Genomic DNA, 20320 nt, shown 5'->3' with positions numbered 1-20320 from the left:
GCCAGTCGTCCCTCGCTGGCGATACCATCGGGTTTGCTCGCATCACCCCCGTGAACCGAGCAAGTAGCTTTGGACGCATCCGAGGCAATCGCCCGACGAGGCGGCATCAGGTCTCCCCCCGGCCTGATGCCGCAAAAACATAAGCGGGCGACTGCCTTTCCACAGGACGCCGCGACTGAATCAGAAATGCAGTGTCGATCCCACCACAGGACCTTGCTGCAAAACATCGTATTCATATCGCGTCGCACCCGAACCTTGCGAGTAATCGACCGACAGCGCTCGATAGCCGACGTATCCATCTAGGACATGGCCGTAGAGAACGCACATCTGCCAATTGTAGGTGGCCAAAACCTGCCACGAGGAGTCGCTGCCTACCCCGAAGCCGCCGAAGTCAGCGCGGACCATGAGTTCCTCACCGGCTCCAAGCTGATTGCGCAATCTCAAGCCGATGAACGGATCAACCCAATCGACTGAACCGGATCGCACCGTCTCTTTGACAAAAGGATCGAAGGCAAGCGTGCCGGCTACGTCTGTGTCCTGATGCCAGTAACGTCCGCCCGCGATAAGGTCGATAGCCGTCGAACCCGACAGCACCGGATTGTGTCCGCCCCAAACCTCGTAAGCCCCGCCAAACTCCACGATCGCCTGGGTGTAATTGACCGAGACGTTCGCCTGGAGATCTCCGCCCGGAAGCGCTTTCGCAAAACCCTTTGAGCCGTCGAGGCTTGCGTAAACGACATCATTGAAAAGGCCTACTGGCCCGCGGCGAGCCTCGGCATAGCTCATCCAAGCGGGAAGGGTGGACCAATCGAGATGGCCGAAAACCTGCGAAGGATCGACATTAACGTCTAGGGGGCGACCTTTAACGGTCATGTTGCCCGACATCCAGGGGATCCAGCCGTAGGTCGTGAAGATCAAAGACCAACTGCTGGCGGGCACTGCGGCCCGCGATGGTTCGGCAGCGCCGAGATCGGCGCTCAGAGCAGCCCCTGAATGCAAACAAAAGAGCAAGGAAACAAGACGAGACGTCCGCTTGAGATGGTTTTTCATTGATGGTCTCACCGCCGAGCGCTTCACTCGATTCCTAACACAGATCGGCATTCTTGACGGTGGCGGGAGAGAGACACATCCTCCGCATACAGTGGATTTGATCTAAGTCAGAGGTTCCTTGCATTCCGGCACGGCTTAATCAGGATCCGGAAATTCAGTATTATTTACATTGAGTAACATGGTAAATTAAGCGCCGGATCGGCTCACATCCTCTCCAAGGATCGAATTACAATGGCTCGTGCGCCGCCTACTATTTTCCGAGCTACCATCCTTGCAGTCACATGCGCGTTCGCACCTTTACTCGGGGGAGCGGAGTCCAATTTTTTTCGCGCGAATGCTGAAGGTAGGGAGCTTTCCGAGAAGACTGGCACGGAGGCTCATTTCGTAGGTTCTGAGCAGTGTTCCGGTTGCCATGCTGCCGAAAACGCGGACTGGAATGCTTCTCAGCATAAAGCCGCTATGCAGGAGGCCACCGAAAAGAGCGTCCTCGGCAATTTCGACGGGGCGACCTTCAGCAAAGACGGCGTCGAAAGCACGTTGTTTAAAAAGAATGGAAAATTCTGGGTCAGGACCGACGGGCCGGACGGCAAGATCGCGGACTTTGAGGTGCGATATACCTTCGGTGTCGCGCCATTGCAGCAATATCTAATCGAACTTTCCGGCGGACGGTTGCAAGCTCTCGGGATCGCTTGGGATGCGCGTCCGAAGGAAGCCGGAGGCCAGCGTTGGTATTCTCTCTATCCCAACCGTAAGCTCGTTTCCGGAGATCCGTTGCACTGGACGGGCATCGATCAAAATTGGAATTATCAATGCGCCTGGTGCCACTCGACCAACCTGCAGAAGAACTACGATCGGTCGACTGCGACCTTCAAGACGGCGTGGTCCGAGATCAGTGTCGGCTGCGAAGCCTGTCACGGCCCGGCATCGAAGCACATGGAATGGGCGAAATCCAACGGGACGCTGACATATGATCATGCCGGCTTTGCGTTCAGCCTCGACGATCGAAAAGGCGCGAGCTGGCCCATGGCGGCGAATGGACAGGCCGAACGTTCAACGCCGCGAATAACAGATAAGGAAATCAAAGCCTGCGCCGGCTGTCATGCCCGGCGACAACAGTTCTCTTCGGATCCTAAAAGCGTTAATCGATTGTTCGATGCATTCCGGCCAACGACGTTGGACGCTGATGCCTACTATCCAGACGGGCAGCAACGCGACGAAGTCTATACATACGGATCGTTCTTGCAGAGCCGTATGTACGCCGCGGGTGTGACGTGCTCCGACTGCCACAATACCCATTCCGGCAAGCTCCGCTTCGCTGGCAATACTGTTTGCACTCAATGCCATGCTGCTGAGCGGTTCGACACGACGATGCATCATCATCACCCCATCGGTTCCGACAGCTCGAAGTGTGTCTCGTGTCATATGCCGACCACGACATACCTGGGCGTCGATGCACGCCATGATCACTCGCTTCGAATTCCTCGACCCGACCCTTCGATAGTTCTTGGGACCCCCAATGCCTGCAACCGATGCCATACGGACAAGTCCGCGAAGTGGGCAAAGGAAGCTGTCGAGAGCTGGTACCACTCGCTGAATCCCGGGGCCCAGGACTTTGCCGAGGCTTTCAGTCTCGGCGATCTTGGTGCGCCAGGCGCCCAAGAGGCATTGGAGCACATCGCCCTGGCTGCGAGCAGTTCTGGAATCGCCAAGGCGAGCGCTCTGACCCGGCTCGCTCGTTTTCAGTCGCCTCACGTGCTGGATCTGGCGGCTAAATCTCTGAAGATCGACGATGCGGCCGTCCGGAGCGCGGCCGTCGCCATTATCGCCGGGGCCGACGCCACGACACGGAGAACACTGCTCATTCCGCTTCTAGCTGATGCGTCCGCGCTCGTGCGCATCGACGCCGCCCGGGCACTTGCAGGGGCGCCGGAGGCGGGGTTGTCGCCAGATGACCGCAAGGCCTTTGATCGGGCACTGGCGGAGTACGTTGATGCGCAACTCTTCAATGCCGAACGACCGGAATCCTTGACCAATCTCGGCTCTCTTTATCGGGATCGAGGCCAACTGAATGACGCTCGCCAAGCTTTGGAGCAGGCGATTGCGATCGATCCTACTTTCGTCGCGGCCGCCATTTCGCTTTCCGATCTAGTGAGAATGAACGGCGATGAGAGCTCTGCTGAAGCAATATTAAGACGAACTCTCGCGGCCAACCCGAATTCTGGCCCGGTCGAACATGCACTCGGCCTTAGCCTCGTTCGTCAGAAACACGCGGATGGAGCCATATCGCTTCTCGCAAAGGCGGCGGCGGATTCGCCGGACGATCCCCGTTTCAGCTACGTTCTCGCCGTCGCGTTGCACGATACCGGAAAGCGGGTTGATGCGATGAGAACTTTGAAAGCCGCCCTTTCCCGGCATCCTTACGACCGTGATATCCTATACGCACTTGCGTCGTACGATATAGAGACGGGCGACTATGAATCGGCGCTTCAAACTGTCGAGCTGCTCCGTTCCCTGGAACCGGAACGGCCTGATGTTGCGCAATTCCTGAGCTCGTTGAGGCAGATGGTGCCAAAAGGCGATCGTGCACCGTGAGCGCACATGACCGGGGCCAGTGGCAACAGCGTCGGTACACCACGATAGCCATCGCGAACCACCTGAACCAGACCGCGCCGATCAAATACGACAGACCGCATGCGCCGGTCGCCGGCTTCATGTTTTGGGTAGCTGGTTAAAGCTTTGCCTACTTTGTGTCATATGGCGGAGAGGGAGGGATTCGAACCCCCGGTACCCTTGCGAGTACTCCGCATTTCGAGTGCGGCGCGATCGACCACTCTGCCACCTCTCCAAGCCTTTGATCTGCAGTGAATTGTCAGCTTTGCGGCACCAAAGGGGTATGCCCCTCGGACCAGCGGCTGACTATCGAGCCTGCAAACCCCACGGCACAGCGACCGAAGTGGTCTTCCGATTGCTGCGTTCCGTGATCGGCAAGCGGCCCTCTTAGGACATGCCGGAAGCGCTTGCAAGCATCCCTTTACGAACTCCGGATCTCACCGAATACCGTCGCGAGGCGCGATTGATAAGGGCGTGAACGGTCAGCGGGAACGGCCTACCGACGATTAGATCGGGTCATCGCTGCGACGGGCTCAAACTCCGCTGCGCCATTCGAGATCGAGAGACTGCGTTGCAGGCCCATCCGCTTCGTATCCCCGCGCGATGAGACGGCCCGCCTTGGCGTCGGCGACCATGGCAAGCCGCGTTTTATCGTTCAGCACCGGCGGCGCAAGCCACGCGAAGTCTTGTTCGAAGCTCGGCGTGATATTTCCAATCGCCCGCGATCTCTCAGAGCTGCTATCGCCCCGCGCTTTTCCTCTCCAACCGGGTTCGCCCCAATGGTTGGCCGCAATGGCAGTCTCGCCGCGACGGACGCGCGCCTCATGCTCCGTGCGCTCAATGACGATCGTTTCGTCGGGTGCGATGCCTGCCAGTGTGAAGATGCCGGGCGTCGAAATCCGCTCGTCGGTCAGTGTGCGGCAAGCCTCGTCGAAATTCCGTGCCTCCTCGGCGACGCGACGTAAGAGATGCGCGGGCGTTGGATAAGGCATCGTCCAGACACGGCGGCGATTGACGGCCCAATCGACATAGAAAAGACCCGTCGGATCGCGCATCGGCGCTTGATTGAGCGCCGCCGAAAACCGTCCTGGTGCCATCACCTGCAAAACGCCCGTGTAGCCCGGCCAGGTCAGCACCGCGAAACGCCCGGCGGTCGCTCCATCGACCTTGGCGCATACGAAATTGGCGCCGAGGCCGGGTGTCTTCCAGTCGAGCACTCGAATGAGGCGCGCGGACCCGCCGTCCGGCGACGGCGCTGCCCGGCAGGTGCAGCCCCACTCATAATTGATCGAAAAGAAATATGCTCCGGGCCGGCCGAGCACATCCGCGATCGCGTCAATCTCGGGCAGATATCCGTTGTTCGAGCGCACGAGCCACGCCCGGGAAACCTTGTCGAGGCCCTCAAGAAGCCGCCGCGGATAATGCAACGTCGCGACGTCGAGCAGCGTGTGGATTCTGTCTCCGCAAGCCCGGAGCGTCGCCAGCGGAAAGTCTGGTCCGGTCTCGATCACCGGAATTGCCGGAAGCGCGTCTCTTTGTGCCATAATTCCGGGAGCCGAAGCAGAAACCGCCATCATTACCCCTGCTCGACCCCCGACATCGCGCTTAACGTGGGCCCGCCGGACCGCATTTGCGATGCCCGACGAAAGGCAACGCGCAAGGCCGAAACGCCGCACCGCAATTGACAATGGGCCTCAGTTCGACAATAAAGCCCGCCACCCGTGGGCAGGTAAAACTGCCCGCGTTGAACGCGCTGCCCGAGGCTCCTTGCTGGCATTGTCTGGCAACCTTTTGAAAGTTCACCGTTTTCGGTGACGCCATAGGGCGCGGAAACAGGCCTAAAAGGCCGAAAGGAAGAAGAGCCATGTACGCTGTCATCAAGACAGGCGGCAAGCAATACCGCGTTTCCAAAGACGACCTCGTGACGATTGAGCGGGTGCCCGGCGACGCTGGCGCCACGGTTGAGTTCGATCAGGTCCTGATGGTCGGCTCGGGTGCCGACGTCACCATCGGTGCGCCGATCGTTTCCGGCGCCAAGGTTATCGCCGAACTCGTCAAGCAGTCGCGCGGACCGAAGCTGATCGCCTTCAAGAAGCGCCGCCGTAAGAACTCCCGCCGCAAGAAGGGCCACCGTCAGGACCTTTCCGTCGTGCGTATCACCGACATCGCAGGCGCATAACGAACCGCCGCTCCATTCGAGGATTTTGAAATGGCACAAAAGAAAGCAGGCGGTTCGACACGCAACGGCCGCGATTCAGAAAGCAAACGCCTTGGCATCAAACGCTACGGCGGCGAATACGTAATCCCGGGCAACATCCTGTGCCGTCAGCGCGGCACACAGTGGCATCCTGGTTCTGGCGTTGGTATGGGAACCGACCATACGATCTTCGCCGTCGAGGAAGGCACCGTCGAGTTTGCGACCAAGCGCAACGGCCGCATCTATATCTCGGTGAAGCCCGCAAAGGCGATCGCGGCGGAATAAATCCGCCCAGATCCAAAGCCAGGTTGCAAAGACTACGGGGATGGCTCTGCCGTCCCCTTTTGCCTTTTGAGATCCCCACACATATCGTAAATTCGCACTTCCCTATCACGGACGCCATGAATACCGCCCGCCTCAACCTCAGGACTGTCCTCCACGACGATGCCGCCCGCATTGCCGCGCTGGCGGGGGATTGGGATGTCGCGAGCATGACAGGACGCATCCCGTTTCCCTATTCCGAACAAGCCGCCAATCAGTGGGTGGACGGCGTCTCGGAGCAGGAGGAAGTCTTCGGCATCGACCTCGACGGCGGGCTGATTGGCATCTGCGGTTTCACACTCGATGAGAGTGGCGACGCCGAACTCGGATATTGGATCGGCAAGCCGTATTGGGGTCAGGGCTACGCGACGGAAGCCGCGCGGGCCGTAATGACCCACGGATTTTCGAAGCTGGGCGTTCGCCGTTTTGTCTGCAAACATCTGACCGGCAACGAAGCGTCCGCCCGGGTCATTCAAAAGCTCGGCTTCAGATATACTGGCACCTCCACGGGCTGGTGCGAGGCGCGTCAGTGCGATCTTCCCGCACTGACATACGAGCGCCGCCGTCCGTGGACCATGGCTATCCGGGCGCTCGCATCATGAAATTTCTCGATCAGGCAAAAATCTACATAAGGTCGGGTGCGGGCGGAAACGGCTGCATCGCGTTTCGCCGCGAAAAGTTCATCGAGTTCGGTGGCCCCAATGGCGGAGACGGCGGCCACGGCGGCGACGTCTGGGTCGAATGCGTCCAGAACCTCAACACCCTGATCGATTACCGCTATCAGCAGCATTACTTCGCCCAAAACGGTACGCCCGGCATGGGCCAGAACCGCTCCGGACCGGGCGGCGACGATATGGTGATCAAAGTGCCGCCGGGCACACAGGTCTTCGCCGAAGATAGCGAAACGCTTCTCGCCGATCTGACCGCTCCCGGCGAGCGCGTCCGGCTTGCGAAAGGCGGCAACGGCGGCTTCGGCAACGCGCACTTCAAAAGCGCGACCAACCAAGCGCCGCGTCATGCCAACCCCGGCCAACCCGGCGAAGAATTGACGATCTGGCTGAAGCTGAAATTGATCGCCGACGCCGGTCTTGTCGGCCTGCCGAATGCTGGCAAATCGACGTTCCTCGCGGCCGTATCGGCAGCGAAGCCGAAGATCGCCGATTATCCGTTCACAACGCTTCACCCGAACCTCGGCGTCGTCCGCGCCGGCGAAACAGATTTCGTGCTCGCCGACATTCCCGGCCTGATCGAAGGCGCACACGAGGGCGCGGGCCTGGGCGACCGCTTCCTCAGCCATGTCGAGCGCTGCCGCGTTCTTTTGCACCTCGTCGATGCGACGTCTGAAGACGTCGCGACCGACTACAAGACCGTCCGGCGCGAGCTTAAGGCTTACGGCGGCGGCATCGAGAAAAAGAAGGAAATCGTTGCGCTTTCGAAGTGCGATGCGCTCGACGAAGCGACGCTCAGCGAACGGTTCGAGGCTTTGAAGAAGGCGGCCCGTAAAGCGCCCCTCGTCTTATCGGCGGTCTCCGGACAGGGCGTAAAGGACGCGCTCTACGCTCTCGCCCGCGAGATCACGCGCGCAAACGTATCGGACGAAGAAGCCGATGGCGACGCGGCCGACACCTGGCAGCCATAAGCAACTTGCCCGATCGGCTGCGGCTTGTCGCTTGCCGCCTGTTGCCAACTCGCCCACAATGGCGACTTCGTCGCCTTTCTCCCATAACCAGAAAGCCTTGAGATGACCCATTCGGCGCGCACACCGATCTGGACATGGGCCGTGCCCGTGCTCGGGCTCCTGCTTTTCGTCATCGCCATGGCAACGGGCTACGGGGATGATTTCGCCTCCCACACGACCGGCATTGCGGTCACCGTCATTCTCATTCCGCTACTGATCGGCACCGTATTCGCCGCCGTCTATCACGCCGAAGAGGTCGCCCACATCATGGGCGAGCCCGTCGGCACGCTCGTCCTGACCGTCGCCGTCACGATCATCGAGCTTGCGCTCATTATCTCCCTGATGCTCTCGGGCAAAGCCACGCCGACACTCGTCCGCGAAACAGTCTTCGCCGTGATCATGATCGTGACGACCGGCCTCGTTGGCCTCTGCATCGTCGTCGGCGGCATTCGCTACCGTGAGCAAGGCTTCGACGTCACCTCGGCGAAAATCTATCTCGCCATGCTGATCGTTCTCTCGACGCTCACCCTCATCCTGCCGAACTACACGACGACGACTCCGGGACGCCTCTATTCCGAAAGCCAGTTGGCCTACGTCAGCATCGCGACGATCGCGCTCTATCTGGTGTTCCTCTATACCCAGACTGTGCTTCACCGTGGCTATTTCGTCGGCGAACACGTCGCTCCTGAAAGCTCTACGACCGGCGAGGGAAAACTCGCGCTTTCCGCATTCTGTCTCTGCGTTGCCTTAGCCGCGGTGGTCTTGCTCGCCAAGCTCATCGCCGTCGTCATCAACGTCGGCGTGTCGAAGTTCGACGCCCCATCGAGCATCAGCGGTGTCATCATCGGTTTGATCGTGCTGACACCGGAAGCAATTTCGGCGGTCAAGGCCGCGCAGAAGAACGATCTGCAGAAAAGTATAAACCTCGCGCTCGGATCGTCGCTTGCCACGATCGGCCTGACGATTCCCGCGATCGCCGCCGCCAATCTCTTTGTGCACACCCCGCTCATTCTCGGCCTTGAGCCCGGCGATGTGACGCTTCTCGTCATGACGCTCGCGGCAAGTATCCTGACCTTCGGAACGGGCCGCACCAACGTCCTGTTTGGCTTCCTGCACCTCGTGATCTTCGGCACGTTCCTGTTTCTCGCTTTCGTGCCGTAAAGGAGCGTTTAGCGACGTTTTCGATGCATATTTGGTAAAATTCCGGCAGGCATCGCCGGTATGCGGGCGGTTCCCCTTGCCGGAATGCCCACATTTGCAGATAAGGCACGCCCAAGCTCACGATTTTGAACCGAACCCGAGATGACGATGTCCGGCATGACCGCTTCCGACGCCACGACGCGCCACCCACGTCCCGAGTGGGCGGCCGCGCAGCGCATCGTCGTCAAGATCGGCTCGGCCCTCCTGACCGACCGCGCGACGGGCGGCTTGAAATCCGCGTGGCTCAATTCGCTGATGGAAGACGTCGCCGCGCTCGCTAACGCGGGCAAGGAAGTCATTCTCGTCTCATCGGGCTCGATCGCGCTTGGGCGCCACACGCTCAATCTGCCGAAAGGCCCGTTGGCGCTCGAACAGAGTCAGGCCGCCGCCGCCGTCGGCCAGATCAGTCTCGCCCACGCATATCAGGAACTCGCCGCCGCGCGCGGTCTCACGGCAGCGCAGGTTCTGCTGACCCTCGGCGATACGGAAGAACGCCGCCGCTATCTCAATGCCCGCAACACCATCGAGGTGCTGCTGAGCCTGAAGGCCATTCCCGTCGTCAACGAGAACGATACCGTCGCGACGGCCGAAATCCGCTATGGCGACAACGACCGGCTTTCCGCCCGCGTTGCCTCGATGATGTCGGCCGATTGTCTCGTTCTTCTCTCCGACATCGACGGCCTCTATACCGCCCCCCCGAACGACAATCCGAACGCCGAGCACATCCCGCTCGTCACCGAGATCACGCCCGAGATCGAAGCCATGGCGGGCGATGCCGGCACCGAGCTGTCGAAGGGCGGTATGAAAACCAAGATCACGGCGGGAAAGATCGCTCTCGCGGCCGGAACAAACATGGTCATCACCACGGGGAAGATTTACCACCCGCTGCGCGCCATTTCGGAAGGCGCACGCGTGACATGGTTCATTGCCAAATCCGACCCGGTAACTGCGCGAAAGCGCTGGATTTCGGGCCAACTGGTCCCCAACGGCCAGGTTTTTCTGGATCTCGGCGCCGAGAACGCCTTGCTGAAGGGAAAAAGCCTCCTACCTGCGGGCGTGACCCGCATCGACGGCTCATTCGACAGAGGCGATGCCGTTATTATACGATCGGCGGACGGACGAGAGCTTGGCCGTGGCCTAGTTGCCTATGCGGCGGCCGATGCCCGGCGTATCATGGGCAAACGTTCGAGCGAGATCTCCACGATCCTCGGCTATGAGGGACGCGACACCCTCATCCACCGGGACGACATGGCGCTGACAAGGACTTGATCGATGAACAGACCTGAGCGCATCGAGAACGAAACCGCCGCATTGATGCGCGGCATCGGCGAAGCTGCGAAAGCCGCGAGCCGCCGGCTCGCCATCGCCACGCCGGAAGAGAAGAACACGGCGCTCAAGGAAGCCGCCAAAGCTCTGCGCGTGGCCGCGCCGAAAATTCTTGAAGCCAACGCCAAGGATGTCGAAGCCGCGACGGCCGCCAACCGACTCGCCTCATACGTCGACCGCCTTGAGCTCAACGAAAAGCGCGTTGAAGCCGTCGCGAAGGGCCTTGAAGAGATCGCTGAACTGCCCGATCCCGTCGGCACCGTACTAGCGGAATGGACTCGGCCCAACGGCCTCAAGTTCCAGCGCGTCCGCGTTCCCTTGGGCACCATTGGTATCATCTACGAAAGCCGCCCGAACGTCACCGCCGACGCCGGCGCGCTGTCGCTTAAAGCCGGTAACGCCGCAATCCTGCGCGGCGGCTCGGACAGTCATCATTCGAGCGTCGCCATCCATGCCTGCCTCGTCGAAGGCCTGCGCGCCGCCGGACTGCCCGAAGCGTCCATTCAACTTGTCCCGACGACTGATCGCGAAGCCGTCGGCGCCATGCTGCGCGGGCTCGACGGCGCCATTGACGTCATCGTCCCCCGCGGCGGCAAAAGCCTCGTCGAACGCGTACAGACGGAAGCCCGCGTGCCGGTGTTCGCGCATCTTGAAGGCATCTGCCATACCTACGTCGACAAGGCCGCGAACATGGACATCGCGGTGCCGCTCGTCGTCAACGCCAAGATGCGCCGCATCGGCGTCTGCGGCGCGACCGAATGCCTGCTCATCGATAAGAACGCCAAGGGCGACATCGCTACGCCGCTAGTGAAGGCATTGCTCGAAGCCGGTTGCGAAGTCCGCGGCGACGCTGCAATTCAAAAAACCGATCCACGCGTCAAGGCCGCTTCTCCTGACGATTTCGGCAAGGAATTCCTCGACGCCATCATCGCCGTCAAACTCGTTGACGGTGTCGAAGGCGCCGTCGAGCACATCGCGCGCTATGGCTCTCAGCACACCGACGCCATCATCACCGAAGACGAAGCAGCTGCGGAGCGCTTCCTGAACGAAGTCGACTCCGCGATCGTCCTCGTCAATGCGTCGACCCAGTTCGCCGACGGCGGCGAGTTCGGCTTCGGCGGCGAGATCGGCATCGCGACCGGCAAGATGCACGCTCGTGGACCTGTCGGCGTCGAACAGTTGACGAGCTTCAAGTATAAGGTGCGCGGCACCGGCCAGATCCGGCCGAAGTGATGCATGCGGGATGAGGCACGTCTGAGTTGACGCGAAAGATTCCGCCACAAAGCTTTGGCTCCCTTCGCGTCCGCATGCCTCTCTGCCTCCCGGGGCAGCGCATCGGTGTTATGGGCGGCTCGTTCAATCCCCCGCATGACGGGCATCGCATCGCTGCCGAAGCGGCGATGAAGCGGCTGAACCTCGACCAGGTGTGGTGGTTGATCACGCCCGGCAATCCGCTCAAATCCAACGGCGGATTGTCCTCGCTCGATAGCCGCATGAAGCTCGTCCAGGTTTTCGCGCGCGGGCCGAGGATGAAAATCACCGGTTTCGAGCGCGAACTCGGCACCCGCTACACCGCCGGAACGCTGTCGTTCCTGAAGCGCCGTTACCCGGCCGTTCGCTTCGTCTGGGTCATGGGGGCCGACAATCTCGCGTCCTTCCACCGCTGGCAGCACTGGCGGGAGATCGCGGCGACGATGCCGATTGCCGTCGTCGACCGGCCGGGTTGGCGTCACGCCGGACTAGCCTCGCCTGCCGCTCAAGCGCTGAAACGCTACCGGCTGCCCGAGTCTGAAGCGGCCTCCTTGGCCGAGAAAAAGCCGCCCGCCTGGATGCTGCTGACGATCCGCCTTTCCGGCCTTTCTTCCACCGCCCTGCGCATTGCAGCACCGCGTCCGGCACGGAAAGCCGATTAAGGCATTGACATTAATGACACTTTTAAGACGACCAGGAACGCATTTCCATTTGCGGCGCAGGCCGACGCCCGTTAATATCGTTGGTGTTCGGACCGCCCGGACCTTAGTAACATGCGGGAACAACCAGCAAAGGACGCTCGCCGCTTGATCCGACCCACAACCGAGGCCACTCGCAAGAGTTCCTCAATCGCCTCGTCCGCCGCCAAGGCGCCGGACTCGGCAGCCCTGCTCGATGACATCGTCCGTTGGCTTGACGATGCGAAAGCAGAAAACATCATCTCCATTCCCCTCGAAGGCAAATCGGCACTTGGCGACTTTATGGTCGTCGCGTCCGGTCGCAATGATCGGCACGTCGGCGCCATCGCCGAGCAGTTGCGCGAAAAGATCAAAGCGCGCGGCGAAGCTCGTGTCCGCGTCGAAGGACTGAACTCCTGCGACTGGGTGCTGATCGACACCGGCGACGTGATCGTCCACGTCTTCCGTCCCGAGGTCCGCGAATTCTACAACCTCGAAAAGATGTGGCAGGCGGATCTCCCGCCGGATGCATCGCGTGGCGACTCCTCTCAGCACTGAGAGCGGGTCTGAGAAGCTTTTGATTGGACGCGGCTGAAGCCTTCGGCCGCGAGGCGTTCTGTTGATGCGCATCGCAATTTCCGCGATCGGCAAGCTGAAGGACGCCGAGGAACGCGCAATCGTTGAGCGCTACGCCAAACGCCTGACCGGCGCCGGCAAATCGCTCGGCCTCGGACCTCTCGATATCCGCGAATATCCCGAAAGCCGCGCCGCCGAAGTCGTCGAGCGCAAACGCGATGAAGCCGCGCGGTTGCTGAAAGATATCGGCCCAAGCGACATCGCCATCGTTCTCGAACCGACCGGCAAATCATTGACGAGCGAAGCGTTCGCCGCGTTCATCCGCGACGCGCGCGACGGCGGCGCCAAAGCCTGCGTCTTTCTCATCGGCGGCCCGGACGGCCACGGCGGAGCGGTGCTAAGCGCTGCCGCGCTGAAACTATCTCTCGGCGCGCTGACGCTTCCCCACGGCCTCGCACGCGTTGTATTGGCTGAGCAGCTGTATCGTGCCGCCACGATCCTCTCCGGCCATCCCTACCACCGGGCATAACGCCGATGGCCAACGCCAAGCCACCATCAAAGATCAAATACAGCTTCCCGCCGTTCGTCCCCAATGGGGCGCGGCTGATCATCCTCGGCACACTTCCGGGTGAAGAATCGTTGCGGCTCCAGCAGTACTACGCATATCCGCGAAATCATTTCTGGGGCCTGATAGCAGCCCTCTCGGAACGGCCCTTGCCCCCGTCATTCCCCGAGCGTGTCGCCCTGCTCAAAGCCAACCGGTGGGCGCTCTGGGATGTGCTCGAAGGCGCGGAACGCATCGGCAGCTCGGATGCCGCTATCCGCAATCCGACGGCGAATGCGTTCGGCGACTTTTTCGCCGCGCATTCCGAAATCAAGACGGTCGCGTTCAACGGCCAGAAGGCCCGCGATCTCTTTCGCCGCTACGTTTTAAAACCAGGCATCGTCAGCCAAGACCGCCTCACCGCGATCACGCTGCCGTCATCGAGCCCGCTTCACACGATACCCTTCGAGGAAAAGCTCGCAGTCTGGCGCAAAGAACTCAGCGCCTATCTTCCCTCAGCCCGTCAGAACCGCCGCGCGAAATAGTCGATCGCAAAAGTCGGCAACAACCGCCGCATCGCAGCAGCCAGATACGTCGGCGTCGTGACATAATAATGCCGTCGCGGCCGCGAACTTTCGACGGCATGAATCAACCGCTTCGTCACGGCTTCCGGCTCAAGCTTGAAGGTCTGCTGCCCGCCCGCCTGCATGGCGTCGAGCCGTGCGCGATAAACGCCGCTGTGGGGTGAGTTGTCGATATCGACCGTCGCCAGCAGCCTGTCGATCGAATGCTCGACAAATCTCGACCTGATCGGCCCCGGCTCGATAAGTGACACATGTATGCCCGAGCCTTCGAGTTCGAGGCGCAGCGACGTCGTCAGCGCTTCGAGCGCGAATTTGGATGCGCAATACGCCCCGCGATATGGCGCGACGATCATTCCAAGCACCGACGAGCAATTGACGATCCGCCCCGCGCCGTTCTTACGCATCGCCGGAATGAGACGGCGCGTGAGATCGTGCGTCCCGACGACGTTCACCTCGAACTGCTCGCGCAGCAGCTTCGGCGTCAGATCTTCCACCGCTCCCGGCTGGCCATAGGCGGCTTTATTGAAAAGCGCGTCGAGCTTCCCGCGCGTCATTTCCAGCGCCCGGATCGCACACGTCGCGATCGATTGTGAATCGGCAAGTTCGAGCGGCAGCACCTCGACATTCAGGAAATTCTTGAGCCGGGCGAGATCTTCGGGCTTGCGCGCCGTCGCGATCACCCGCCAGCCGCGCTCGCGCATGGTCCTGGCCGCGTCAAGGCCGATGCCCGATGAGCATCCCGTGATGAGTATTGTGCGTGTCATTGGCCTCCAGTGATTGCGGCCATCTGGAGGTCTGCCTTACCACGAGCCAAAGCGTCCCGTCTTTCCCTGAGGCGCTGATATGCCGGATATGTTCGAGGCGTCGCCGGGGGATCGCACCCTCGGCATTCGTCGGTCACTTCTTGAACTTCACGAGATCGTGCCCGTCCTCGGCCTTGAGCGTCAACACGTCTCCCTCGACCACGAAGGAGCGTGCGGCTTCGAGCGCCCCGAAATACTGCGCCTCGATTTCTGATTTGCCCTCGCACATCATCTTTGTGGCCGCCAGCGGTCCAATCTGAACGGCATCGTCTTCGATCGAGATCGGGCCGTTGAAGCGATTGCATCCACCGGTGCCCGACACGCGATCAGTGGTGTAGTCGAGGGTCAGCCCCTCGACGGGCTTGCCATTGAGTTCGGTCGCGGCCCAGCTTGCGGTAAGCGGCCCGTCGCCGTCACCGTCCTCCTGCGCCGGAACAGGCGTTGCGGCCAAAAGGACAAACGCACCGACGACAACCGCTTTGACGTACCGCATCTCAAGTCCATCCCCGTGCGTATGCCGCGCCCCGCTCAGTTGGCGCCTTCGAGCAGACGGCGCGCGATAACCTGCGCCTGAATTTCCGCGGCACCCTCGAAGATGTTCAGGATGCGCGCATCGCAGAGCACGCGGCTGATCGGATATTCGAGCGCGAAACCGTTGCCACCGTGAATCTGCAGCGCGTTGTCTGCGTTGGCCCACGCGACGCGTGCACCGAGCAGCTTCGCCATGCCGGCTTCAAGATCGCAGCGCCGTCCCGCATCCTTCTGCCGCGCCGAGAAATACGTCAGCTGCCGCGCGGTCATCGTCTCGACCGCCATCATGACGATCTTGTTGCGAACGCGCGGGAACGAATAGATCGGTTTGCCGAACTGCACGCGATCGAGCGCATATTTGAGCCCGAGATCCATCGCGCATTGGGCCACGCCGACGGCGCGCGCCGCCGTCTGAATGCGCGCGCCCTCGAACGTATTCATCAACTGCTTGAAGCCCTGCCCCTCGACGCCGCCCAGCAGATTTTCCGTGGGAACCTCAAAGTTGTCGAAGGAGATGTCGTATTCCTTCATGCCGCGATACCCGAGAACATGGATCTCGCCGCCGGTCATGCCCGTCGCCGGGAATGGGACTTCATCCGAGCCGCGCGGCTTCTCGGCGAGCAGCATCGACAGGCCCTTGTAGCCTGCTTCGTTCGGATTGGTGCGCGTGAGCACGGTCATGATGTCGGCACGGACGGGATGCGTGATCCACGTCTTCTGGCCGGTAATCTTGTAGACGTCGCCGTCTTTCACGGCACGTGTCTTGAGCGACGCCAGATCGGACCCGGTGTTCGGCTCGGTGAAGACGGCGGTCGGCAGCATCTCGCCCGACGCGATCTTCGGCAGGTACTTTGCTTTCTGCTCCGGCGTGCCGTTGTGCAGAATGAGTTCGCCCGCGATCTCGGCGCGCGTGCCGAGCGAACCGACGCCGATATAGCCCCGCGAAAGCTCTTCCGACGCGACGCACATCGATTCCTTGCCGAGCGCCATGCCACCGAATTCTTCCGGCAGCGCAAGGCCGAAAACGCCCAGCTCCGCAAGCTTCGAGATCACTTCGAGCGGAATGTATTCGTTCTTGAGGTGCCACTCGTGGGCGTACGGAATGACCTCATCGAGGCTGAAGCTGCGCATCAGATCCTGGATCTGCGCGTGCGTCTCATCGAGGCCCGTATCGCCGAACGTCATCGCGCCGGGCTGCGCCGCGATCAACTCGCCGAGGCGGGCCTTTACCGTCTCCGAACCGCCCTCCGCGACGAGATCAGCAACCGAATCTTCAAACCGCCGGATCTCGGCCTTGGGAACGCCCAGCGCATCGGCGCGCGCGATCTCAAGCTGGCTCATCGGGATACCGTTCGCGATCTGCGCCGTGTACTCGCCAAAGGCGACGATCAGCAGGAGTTGCTCGAATTCCCCGAAGCGCCCCTCGCCTTCGAGGCGGCTCGCCCAGTCCTGCATCTGGCGCAGACCCTCGACCGTCGTTGCGAGCCACGCAAGCCCGTGGGCAACGTGCTGAGCCTGGTCGACGCCGCCTTCTTCCTGGATCTTGATCCGCACGCCCGCCTTGGCAGCCTGCAGGATCTTGTCCGCGCCCGTCACGGCCTCGCCGCACCGCTCGATAAGCTTCGCGGAACCGGCGGCGAGAAGATTTTCACCAGCCTTCATGGACGTGACGGACATACGTTTCTCCTGAAGAATACAAATATGCGCGGCAGAACGCCGAGCCGAATGTGATGCGCTGCGCGACCAATTCACCGGTCGGGAATGATTAGTCAACTGATCTCAGACCGCAACAAACGCTCACGCGACCTATCGGCGCGAAAATGGATGACCGGCGGAGGTTTGGGCGCTATTCGAACCCCCGAAGGCTTGCGGCGTTTACCGTCTCAGTTCCATCTTTCGGCCTGTGTCCAAAATGCCGCCCTCACCGCGGAGCGGTGATGTCACTGTGGACCGCGTTTGGCCGAAACACTAGGTTCCGCGCCATAAAGTCGAAAAGCGCCAGGAGACGAAGCACCTTATGAAGCGCATGCGCAGATTGGTCGAAGCCCTCTACCGGGTTTACGAGCATTCGGGCTTCGCGATGGCCGGCGCGGTGGCGTTCTCGTTCGTCGTCTCGATCTTTCCCTTTTGCATCTTCTTGGGCGCGCTCTCCGGCTATTTCGGCGGCCGTGAGCTGGCGCAGGACGCCATCACTCAGCTATTTGCGATCCTGCCCGCACCCGTCGCCCAGGGCATCGCGCCTCAAGTCGAGGCTGTGATGGGAACCAGGCGCATCGATCTCGCGACCGCCAGCGGCTTTCTCGCCCTTTTCTTCGCGACCAGCGCCGTCGAAACGCTACGCGCCGCTCTCAACGGCGCCTACCGCGTGCGCGAAAAGCGCCCCTACCCGCTTTGCCTGCTGATCAGCATGGTGTTCGTCTTCGTGAATGGCATCTCGACTCTCGTTCTCACATGGGCCGTTGTCGTCGGCCCGAGCGTCGTCGGCCCCGCCATCGCATCGAATTTGCCCACGGGATGGGTCAGAATGGTTTTTGACTCGAGCAGCATCGGACCGGGCATTCGCTACGGCCTCTCCGGCGCCGTCATGGCCGCGCAGCTCTTCGCGCTTCACCTGCTGCTCGCTGCAGGCAAGCGCCGGGTCGCCGACGTTTGGCCGGGTATCGCACTGACGATCCTACTCTGGCTGGCGCTTGCTGGCCTCTGGTCGAACTATCTCGCCATTACGAACTATTCGCTGTTCTACGCCGGTCTCTCGCAACTGATGATCGCGCTGATCTTCTTCCAGTTCACCGCCATCACGATCCTCCTCGGCGCCGAATTCAATCGCGGCATCATGGAAATGAAGCGCATGCGCCGGGAAGCAGCCGAACGTGCGGCTTTCCGGTCCGATGCATTACGCCAATCTTCCGTCAGCTCGTCTTAAACGAGCAAGATGAAGGGCTCCTCCCGGTATCCCGGAAAGAGCCCTGAATGTCGTCGTTATTTAAGCCTTAGCGCGGATTAGGACCCGCCTCGATAACGTCTTCGAGCGTGCGCAATCCGGTCGTCGGCGCCGACACGAGCACCGCCATATTGCCCGGCTTGTGCTCGTTCTTCATCATTCGCATGTGCGCCTTGGGAATCTGCTCCCACGAGAACACTTCCGACATGCACGGATCGATGCGCCGTTCGATGACGAGGCGGTTGGCCTGGCTTGCCTGCATGAGGTTGGCGAAGTGCGAACCCTGCACGCGCTTCTGATGCATCCAGAGATAACGCGCGTCCATCGTCAGGTTATAGCCCGTGGTTCCGGCGCAAATCACAACCATACCACCGCGCTTCACCACCTGCACGGAAACCGGAATAGTTGTCTCTCCGGGATGCTCGAACACGCAGTCGACGTTGATACCCTTGCCGGTGATGTCCCAGATCGCCTTGCCGAAATTGCGCATCTCCTTGAGCCACGTATTGTACTCAGGCGAATTGACCTTCGGCAGCTGTCCCCAACACTTGAAGTTCTTGCGGTTGATGACGCCTTTGGCCCCCAGCTGCATGACGAAGTCACGCTTGTCGTCATCCGACACAACGCCGATCGCGTTGGCGCCCGAGGTCGCGCAAAGCTGCACGGCGAATGCGCCAAGACCGCCCGCGGCGCCCCAAACGAGCACGTTATGACCAGGGCGCAGCACATGTGGACGATGGCCGAAAAGCATACGATACGCGGTGGCGAGCGTCAGCGTGTAGCAGGCGCTCTCTTCCCACGTCAGATGCTTCGGACGTTCGAGCAGCTGACGGTCCTGCACGCGGCAGAACTGCGCAAACGAACCGTCCGGCGTCTCGTAGCCCCAGATGCGCTGCGATGTCGAAAACATCGGATCGCCGCCGTTGCATTCCTCATCATCGCCGTCGTCCTGATTGCAGTGAACGACAACTTCATCGCCGACTTTCCAGCGCTTCACCTTCGAGCCGACGGCCCAGACGATGCCTGACGCATCCGATCCAGCCACGTGGTAAGGCTGCTTGTGCACGTCGAACATCGAGATCGGCACGCCGAGCGATGCCCAAACACCATTGTAATTGACGCCAGCAGCCATCACGAGGACGAGCACGTCGTGGCTGTCGAGTTCCCAGGTCGGGACCACCTCGACCTGCATAGCCTTGTCGGGCTCTCCCTGGCGTTCCTTGCGGATCGTCCACGCGTACATGTTTTTCGGCACATGCCCGAGGGGGGGAATTTCCCCGACTTCGTAAAGATCTTTTTTGATGCCAGCCGCCGCCGACTGTGCACCAGATGCGTCGCTGCTAGCTGCCAAGTTTTGGCTCGACATTGTTGTTGCGTCTCCCGACCTTGTCCCCGCGACGAGGGCCGTTTTGGCTCGTCTTCTTCGCGTTGGCCCCCTGCTCACCCGAGGGGATCGCAGTATGAAGCACGTTTTTGCGCTGCAATGAAGAGGGTTAGTCTGCAGTTAATTTCCGCTCAATTTCTCTTTAACTCGCGAGCGTTATTCTACATGTCTGTTTCGCCCCATATAGGGCCCTTTAGGACGCGCGCAATGCAAGACTTTTGGTGGCAGCTCCAGGACGTCAATTCCTTCACCGTCTATACTGCCCTCGCATTTGCCGGCATCGTTTGCCTGTTTATTCACGAGATTGTCGGCTCCCCGATGCTTGCGTGGCTCTCCGTCCCCCTTTTAGCGGCTGGAGGCGTCGTCGCCCCCACCCTTTTGGGCCAGCAGATGATCACCCTTTCGTACGATAGGACCGTCAACACCGTCTCGGCGACGGCCTTGGGCACGCTCTCGGCCCTGATGCTCATCCTCCTCGGCAATTGGCTCTGGACGCTCCTCGTCGAATACCGCGTCAGCCGGACGAAGCTCGTCGCCATCCCAACCCGGCAGCCGCGCATCCGCCGCTAGCCCTCCACAACCGAAAAATTGGCACGCGTCGCGCCCAAGCGCGGCGAACTGCCGATTTTGCTGTTTCAAGGCATTCG

At 60.9% G+C, this 20320-nt stretch carries 21 protein-coding genes and 1 tRNA gene; 14 read left to right on the top strand and 8 right to left on the bottom strand.

What is annotated here, in order from left to right; genetic code table 11:
• Positions 1–180 precede the first annotated feature (180 nt).
• Positions 181–1050, bottom strand: coding sequence for a hypothetical protein (locus WC811_RS00610; RefSeq protein ID WP_372639821.1), 870 nt, complete (start codon positions 1048–1050; stop codon positions 181–183).
• 459 nt (positions 1051–1509) lie between these two features.
• Here WC811_RS00610 and WC811_RS00605 point away from each other — a divergent pair, with 459 nt between their 5' ends.
• Positions 1510–3642 (top strand): tetratricopeptide repeat protein, encoded by a 2133-nt coding sequence (locus tag WC811_RS00605; protein WP_372639819.1) that lies wholly within the window; start codon positions 1510–1512, stop codon positions 3640–3642.
• A gap of 163 nt (positions 3643–3805) precedes the next feature.
• Here the strand turns inward: WC811_RS00605 and WC811_RS00600 are convergent.
• A tRNA-Ser gene (locus WC811_RS00600) sits at positions 3806–3895 on the bottom strand.
• Positions 3896–4193: 298 nt separating this feature from the next.
• Positions 4194–5204 carry a hypothetical protein gene (locus WC811_RS00595; protein WP_372639817.1) on the bottom strand — a complete coding sequence of 337 codons (1011 nt, stop codon included), beginning with the start codon at positions 5202–5204 and terminating at the stop codon, positions 4194–4196.
• Between the two features lie 320 nt (positions 5205–5524).
• Between WC811_RS00595 and rplU the strand changes: the two genes are divergently transcribed.
• The 5 genes from rplU to WC811_RS00570 all read left to right on the top strand — a co-directional run bounded on the left by rplU (position 5525) and on the right by WC811_RS00570 (position 9017).
• Positions 5525–5839 (top strand): 50S ribosomal protein L21, encoded by a 315-nt coding sequence (gene rplU, locus WC811_RS00590; RefSeq protein ID WP_372639814.1) that lies wholly within the window; start codon positions 5525–5527, stop codon positions 5837–5839.
• Between the two features lie 30 nt (positions 5840–5869).
• Positions 5870–6142 (top strand): 50S ribosomal protein L27, encoded by a 273-nt coding sequence (gene rpmA, locus WC811_RS00585; protein ID WP_372639812.1) that lies wholly within the window; start codon positions 5870–5872, stop codon positions 6140–6142.
• Positions 6143–6258: 116 nt separating this feature from the next.
• Positions 6259–6780 (top strand): GNAT family N-acetyltransferase, encoded by a 522-nt coding sequence (locus tag WC811_RS00580; protein ID WP_372639810.1) that lies wholly within the window; start codon positions 6259–6261, stop codon positions 6778–6780.
• Positions 6777–7817, top strand: coding sequence for a GTPase ObgE (obgE, locus tag WC811_RS00575; RefSeq protein ID WP_372639808.1), 1041 nt, complete (start codon positions 6777–6779; stop codon positions 7815–7817). Before WC811_RS00580 ends, obgE begins: the two co-directional genes overlap by 4 nt.
• 102 nt (positions 7818–7919) lie before the next feature.
• The gene (locus tag WC811_RS00570; protein ID WP_372639805.1) at positions 7920–9017 is read left to right on the top strand and encodes a calcium:proton antiporter; all 1098 of its coding nucleotides are present in this window, start codon (positions 7920–7922) and stop codon (positions 9015–9017) included.
• A gap of 8 nt (positions 9018–9025) precedes the next feature.
• On the opposite strand, the gene WC811_RS00565 is transcribed toward WC811_RS00570, so the two are convergent.
• Positions 9026–9175, bottom strand: a complete 150-nt coding sequence (locus WC811_RS00565) for a hypothetical protein (RefSeq protein WP_372639803.1) — start codon at positions 9173–9175, stop codon at positions 9026–9028.
• Here WC811_RS00565 and proB point away from each other — a divergent pair.
• The 6 genes from proB to WC811_RS00535 all read left to right on the top strand — a co-directional run bounded on the left by proB (position 9165) and on the right by WC811_RS00535 (position 13975).
• Positions 9165–10325, top strand: coding sequence for a glutamate 5-kinase (proB, locus tag WC811_RS00560; RefSeq protein WP_372639801.1), 1161 nt, complete (start codon positions 9165–9167; stop codon positions 10323–10325). The two genes, WC811_RS00565 and proB, sit on opposite strands and share 11 nt — an antisense overlap.
• Before the next feature lie 3 nt (positions 10326–10328).
• Positions 10329–11615 carry a glutamate-5-semialdehyde dehydrogenase gene (locus WC811_RS00555; RefSeq protein WP_372639799.1) on the top strand — a complete coding sequence of 429 codons (1287 nt, stop codon included), beginning with the start codon at positions 10329–10331 and terminating at the stop codon, positions 11613–11615.
• Between the two features lie 74 nt (positions 11616–11689).
• Positions 11690–12295 (top strand): nicotinate-nucleotide adenylyltransferase, encoded by a 606-nt coding sequence (locus WC811_RS00550; RefSeq protein WP_372639797.1) that lies wholly within the window; start codon positions 11690–11692, stop codon positions 12293–12295.
• 111 nt (positions 12296–12406) lie between these two features.
• Positions 12407–12868 (top strand): ribosome silencing factor, encoded by a 462-nt coding sequence (gene rsfS, locus WC811_RS00545; protein WP_372639795.1) that lies wholly within the window; start codon positions 12407–12409, stop codon positions 12866–12868.
• A gap of 64 nt (positions 12869–12932) precedes the next feature.
• Positions 12933–13415 carry a 23S rRNA (pseudouridine(1915)-N(3))-methyltransferase RlmH gene (gene rlmH / locus WC811_RS00540; protein WP_372639793.1) on the top strand — a complete coding sequence of 161 codons (483 nt, stop codon included), beginning with the start codon at positions 12933–12935 and terminating at the stop codon, positions 13413–13415.
• 5 nt (positions 13416–13420) lie between these two features.
• Positions 13421–13975, top strand: coding sequence for a DNA-deoxyinosine glycosylase (locus WC811_RS00535; protein WP_372639791.1), 555 nt, complete (start codon positions 13421–13423; stop codon positions 13973–13975).
• Here the strand turns inward: WC811_RS00535 and WC811_RS00530 are convergent.
• The 3 genes from WC811_RS00530 to WC811_RS00520 all read right to left on the bottom strand — a co-directional run bounded on the left by WC811_RS00530 (position 13954) and on the right by WC811_RS00520 (position 17025).
• Positions 13954–14778: an SDR family NAD(P)-dependent oxidoreductase gene (locus WC811_RS00530; protein ID WP_372639789.1), complete on the bottom strand. Its 825-nt coding sequence runs from the start codon at positions 14776–14778 to the stop codon at positions 13954–13956. The genes WC811_RS00535 and WC811_RS00530 overlap by 22 nt on opposite strands.
• A 133-nt stretch (positions 14779–14911) precedes the next feature.
• A complete protein-coding gene (locus WC811_RS00525; protein ID WP_372639787.1) occupies positions 14912–15310 on the bottom strand; it encodes an META domain-containing protein in 399 nt (132 codons plus the stop codon).
• Between the two features lie 35 nt (positions 15311–15345).
• The gene (locus WC811_RS00520) at positions 15346–17025 is read right to left on the bottom strand and encodes an acyl-CoA dehydrogenase family protein (protein WP_372639785.1); all 1680 of its coding nucleotides are present in this window, start codon (positions 17023–17025) and stop codon (positions 15346–15348) included.
• Positions 17026–17365: 340 nt separating this feature from the next.
• Between WC811_RS00520 and WC811_RS00515 the strand changes: the two genes are divergently transcribed.
• The gene (locus tag WC811_RS00515; RefSeq protein WP_372639783.1) at positions 17366–18271 is read left to right on the top strand and encodes a YihY/virulence factor BrkB family protein; all 906 of its coding nucleotides are present in this window, start codon (positions 17366–17368) and stop codon (positions 18269–18271) included.
• 67 nt (positions 18272–18338) lie between these two features.
• Here WC811_RS00515 and ccrA read toward each other — a convergent pair whose 3' ends face one another.
• The gene (gene ccrA, locus WC811_RS00510) at positions 18339–19655 is read right to left on the bottom strand and encodes a crotonyl-CoA carboxylase/reductase (protein ID WP_372639781.1); all 1317 of its coding nucleotides are present in this window, start codon (positions 19653–19655) and stop codon (positions 18339–18341) included.
• A 225-nt stretch (positions 19656–19880) separates the two neighbouring features.
• Here ccrA and WC811_RS00505 point away from each other — a divergent pair, with 225 nt between their 5' ends.
• Entirely contained in the window at positions 19881–20243 is a 363-nt protein-coding gene (locus tag WC811_RS00505) for a hypothetical protein (protein WP_372639779.1), read from the top strand.
• Positions 20244–20320: the final 77 nt, after the last annotated feature.

The organism is Hyphomicrobium sp. (genome assembly GCF_041659645.1).
GTDB lineage: Bacteria > Pseudomonadota > Alphaproteobacteria > Rhizobiales > Hyphomicrobiaceae > Hyphomicrobium_B.
This window is presented reverse-complemented; position numbering and strand designations above follow the sequence as displayed.

Bases quoted from the DNA above. Each gene is read 5' to 3' on its own strand.
- WC811_RS00525 (WP_372639787.1), bottom strand. From the start codon at position 15,310: ATGCGGTACGTCAAAGCGGTTGTCGTCGGTGCGTTTGTCCTTTTGGCC.
- rsfS (WP_372639795.1), top strand. From the start codon at position 12,407: ATGCGGGAACAACCAGCAAAGGACGCTCGCCGCTTGATCCGACCCACA.
- rpmA (WP_372639812.1), top strand. From the start codon at position 5,870: ATGGCACAAAAGAAAGCAGGCGGTTCGACACGCAACGGCCGCGATTCA.
- WC811_RS00580 (WP_372639810.1), top strand. From the start codon at position 6,259: ATGAATACCGCCCGCCTCAACCTCAGGACTGTCCTCCACGACGATGCC.
- WC811_RS00610 (WP_372639821.1), bottom strand. From the start codon at position 1,050: ATGAAAAACCATCTCAAGCGGACGTCTCGTCTTGTTTCCTTGCTCTTT.
- WC811_RS00565 (WP_372639803.1), bottom strand. From the start codon at position 9,175: ATGCCGGACATCGTCATCTCGGGTTCGGTTCAAAATCGTGAGCTTGGG.
- WC811_RS00535 (WP_372639791.1), top strand. From the start codon at position 13,421: ATGGCCAACGCCAAGCCACCATCAAAGATCAAATACAGCTTCCCGCCG.
- WC811_RS00530 (WP_372639789.1), bottom strand. From the start codon at position 14,778: ATGACACGCACAATACTCATCACGGGATGCTCATCGGGCATCGGCCTT.
- WC811_RS00505 (WP_372639779.1), top strand. From the start codon at position 19,881: ATGCAAGACTTTTGGTGGCAGCTCCAGGACGTCAATTCCTTCACCGTC.
- WC811_RS00595 (WP_372639817.1), bottom strand. From the start codon at position 5,204: ATGGCACAAAGAGACGCGCTTCCGGCAATTCCGGTGATCGAGACCGGA.
- WC811_RS00570 (WP_372639805.1), top strand. From the start codon at position 7,920: ATGACCCATTCGGCGCGCACACCGATCTGGACATGGGCCGTGCCCGTG.
- WC811_RS00605 (WP_372639819.1), top strand. From the start codon at position 1,510: ATGCAGGAGGCCACCGAAAAGAGCGTCCTCGGCAATTTCGACGGGGCG.
- rplU (WP_372639814.1), top strand. From the start codon at position 5,525: ATGTACGCTGTCATCAAGACAGGCGGCAAGCAATACCGCGTTTCCAAA.
- WC811_RS00555 (WP_372639799.1), top strand. From the start codon at position 10,329: ATGAACAGACCTGAGCGCATCGAGAACGAAACCGCCGCATTGATGCGC.
- ccrA (WP_372639781.1), bottom strand. From the start codon at position 19,655: ATGTCGAGCCAAAACTTGGCAGCTAGCAGCGACGCATCTGGTGCACAG.
- rlmH (WP_372639793.1), top strand. From the start codon at position 12,933: ATGCGCATCGCAATTTCCGCGATCGGCAAGCTGAAGGACGCCGAGGAA.
- WC811_RS00520 (WP_372639785.1), bottom strand. From the start codon at position 17,025: ATGTCCGTCACGTCCATGAAGGCTGGTGAAAATCTTCTCGCCGCCGGT.
- obgE (WP_372639808.1), top strand. From the start codon at position 6,777: ATGAAATTTCTCGATCAGGCAAAAATCTACATAAGGTCGGGTGCGGGC.
- proB (WP_372639801.1), top strand. From the start codon at position 9,165: ATGTCCGGCATGACCGCTTCCGACGCCACGACGCGCCACCCACGTCCC.
- WC811_RS00550 (WP_372639797.1), top strand. From the start codon at position 11,690: ATGCCTCTCTGCCTCCCGGGGCAGCGCATCGGTGTTATGGGCGGCTCG.
- WC811_RS00515 (WP_372639783.1), top strand. From the start codon at position 17,366: ATGAAGCGCATGCGCAGATTGGTCGAAGCCCTCTACCGGGTTTACGAG.